The 2,732-nt window shown below is 71.4% G+C and carries 3 protein-coding genes; all 3 read left to right on the top strand.

Going from position 1 to position 2,732, the window contains the following annotated elements:
• On the top strand, positions 1–1,088 hold a 1,088-nt coding region (locus ACNPM4_RS05450), incomplete at its 5' end, for an alpha-mannosidase (RefSeq protein WP_448984984.1).
• A gap of 62 nt (positions 1,089–1,150) precedes the next feature.
• Positions 1,151–2,107 (top strand): 5-dehydro-2-deoxygluconokinase, encoded by a 957-nt coding sequence (gene iolC, locus ACNPM4_RS05445; protein WP_448984982.1) that lies wholly within the window; start codon positions 1,151–1,153, stop codon positions 2,105–2,107.
• Between the two features lies 1 nt (position 2,108).
• Positions 2,109–2,732: Cgl0159 family (beta/alpha)8-fold protein (locus ACNPM4_RS05440; RefSeq protein WP_448984980.1), on the top strand; the 624-nt coding region annotated here is incomplete at its 3' end.

Here is a 2,732-nt window from a genome sequence, read left to right as displayed (position 1 = left end):
CGCTCTCCAACGGCGCGCTGACCGCGACCGTGAACGCCGACGGCACCGTCCGCATCGACGGCGCGGACGGCTCGTCGATCGACGGCGCGCTCGCTCTCGTCGACGACGGCGACTGCGGCGACTCGTACAACTACGGCCCGGTCGATGCGGCATCCGCCGTCTCGACGCCCTCGTCGGTCGAGGTGACCGTGCTCGAGGAGGGGCCGCTGCGCGGACGCATCCGCATCCGCCGGGTCTACGACCTGCCGGAGCGCCTGGACGCGGACCGGCGGCGCTCGACCGCGACGGTGCCGCTGGTGACCGAGACCACGATCGAGCTGCGCGAGGGCGAGGGCTTCCTGCGCGTCGGCGTCGACTACGTGAACACCGCCTCCGATCACCGGCTCCGGGTGCTGGTGCCCGTCGACGGCGCGGGTCTCGACTCCTCCCGCAGTGCCGGGCAGTACGGCACGACCGTGCGCGGACGCGAGGCCGAGGGCGGTTGGGGCGAGTTCCCGCTGCCGACGTATCCGGCGTACCGCTTCGCCGCCGCGGGCTCGACCGCGGTGCTGGTGCAGAAGCTGTCGGAGTACGAGCTGGTGTCGACGGCCGACGCGCCGGATGCTCTCGCGGTCACGCTGTCGCGCTCGGTCGGGATGATGAGCGTGAACGTGCACCCGCTGCGCGACGAGCCGGCCGGATCCGAGATCCCCGTGCCGGGCGCCCAGTACCTCGGGGTCGCCGTGCACACCGATCTGGCGATCCTGGTCGGCGCCGACGACGCGACCGCGGTGCGCGCCGCCGATCTCTTCCGGCACGACCCGCTCGTGGTCCGCGGTTCGGGTGCGGCCGACGGCCCGCTGCCCGAGGCGGCGTTCCCCGTGCGGCTGTCGGGTGATGTGGTGCTGGAGTCGGCGCGACGCGTCGGCACCGAGGCCGAGCTCCGGTTCGTGAACTACCTGACCGAGGAGCGCGAGGTGGCGTTCACGTCACCCGGCGACTGGGCGCGGGTCGACCTGGCCGGTGAGGTGCAGGACGGCGCCTTCGACGCGGCGGCTGCTCGTGCCGTCGGCGGCGGGATGCTCAGCATCCGCCGGGCGATCGACTGATCACGGCAAGTGAGCGACTAAGTGCTAATGTTAAGACAAATGATCGAGGGAGAGGGGGAGCGATGACCGAGCACACATCGGTCCCGGAGATCCTGGCCATCGGGCGCCTGGGTGTCGACCTGTATCCGCTGCAGGACGGCGTCGGCCTCGGCGAGGTCGCCAGCTTCGGCAAGTACCTCGGCGGCAGCGCTGCGAACGTCTCGGTCGCCGCCGCACGGTACGGCCATGACACCGCACTGCTCTCCCGCGTCGGTGACGACCCCTTCGGGCGGTACCTGCGCACAGAGCTCGAGCGCCTCGGGGTGCACAACCGGTACGTCGCGACCGACGCGACGTACAAGACCCCGATCACGTTCTGCGAGATCTTCCCGCCGGACGACTTCCCGCTGTACTTCTATCGCGAACCGACCGCCCCCGACCTGCAGATCCGGCCGGGCGACGTCGACGAGGCCGCGGTGCGGCAGGCTGCGCTCGTCTGGTTCACCGCGACCGGCCTGAGCGAGGAGCCGAGCCGGCAGACGCACCTCGAGCTCCTCCGGGCGCGCGGGCGCCGAGCGCACACCGTGTTCGATCTGGACTACCGCCCCATGTTCTGGGAGACGCCCGACGAGGCCCGCGTGCAGATCCAGCGGGCGCTGGAGTTCGCCACGGTCGCCGTGGGAAACCGCGAGGAGTGTGAGGTCGCGGTCGGCGAGACCGACCCGCAGCGTGCGGCGGATGCGCTCCTCGAGCGCGGCGTCGAGCTGGCGATCGTGAAGCAGGGACCCCGCGGAGTGCTCGCCAAGACGCGGTCGAGGCAGGTCGAGATCCCCGCGACCGCGGTCGAGGTCGTGAACGGACTCGGTGCCGGCGACGCGTTCGGCGGTGCGCTCTGCCATGGACTGCTCGCCGAGTGGGAGCTGGAGAAGACCCTGACCTATGCGAATGTGGCGGGCGGCATCGTCGCCGGACGCCGGGAATGCTCGACGGCGATGCCGACCGAACGCGAGGTCGCCGAGGTCGTGAACGGAGATGCGTGAGATGACAGCCCTGACCGAAGAGGACTTCCACCGGCTCCGGACGGTGCGCGCGGAGTCGCCGCACGCGATCCGCGAGACGCTGGCCGGACGTCGCCGTCGCGACATCATCCGTGGGGACGGGCGGCTGTTCATCATCGCCGCCGATCACCCCGCACGCGGTGCGCTCGCGGTCGGCGGGTCGCCGTTCGCCATGGCCGACCGCTATGAGCTGCTCGATCGGCTCGCGATCGCCCTGCGGCATCCGGGGGTGGACGGTGTGCTCGGCACCCCCGACATCATCGACGACCTGGCGATGCTGGGCCTGCTCGACGACAAGATCGTCGTCGGGTCGATGAACCGCGGCGGGCTCCGCGGAGCGACCTTCGAGATGGACGACCGCTACACCGGGTACGACGTGCCCGCGATGGTGGACTCCGGCATCGACTTCGCCAAGGCACTGCTGCGCGTGAACCTCGACGACGACGGGACGGCGCCCACGCTGGCCTCGACGGCCGACGCGGTGACCGCGGCCGCACGGGCCGACCTGCCGATCATGCTCGAGCCGTTCCTCAGCCGCCGGGTCGACGGCCGGGTCGTCAACGACCTGAGCCCGGATGCCGTGATGCTGTCGATCGCGATCGCCAGC

Source organism: Microbacterium umsixpiens, assembly GCF_053543675.1.
This window is presented reverse-complemented; position numbering and strand designations above follow the sequence as displayed.

Bases quoted from the DNA above. Each gene is read 5' to 3' on its own strand.
- iolC (WP_448984982.1), top strand. From the start codon at position 1,151: ATGACCGAGCACACATCGGTCCCGGAGATCCTGGCCATCGGGCGCCTG.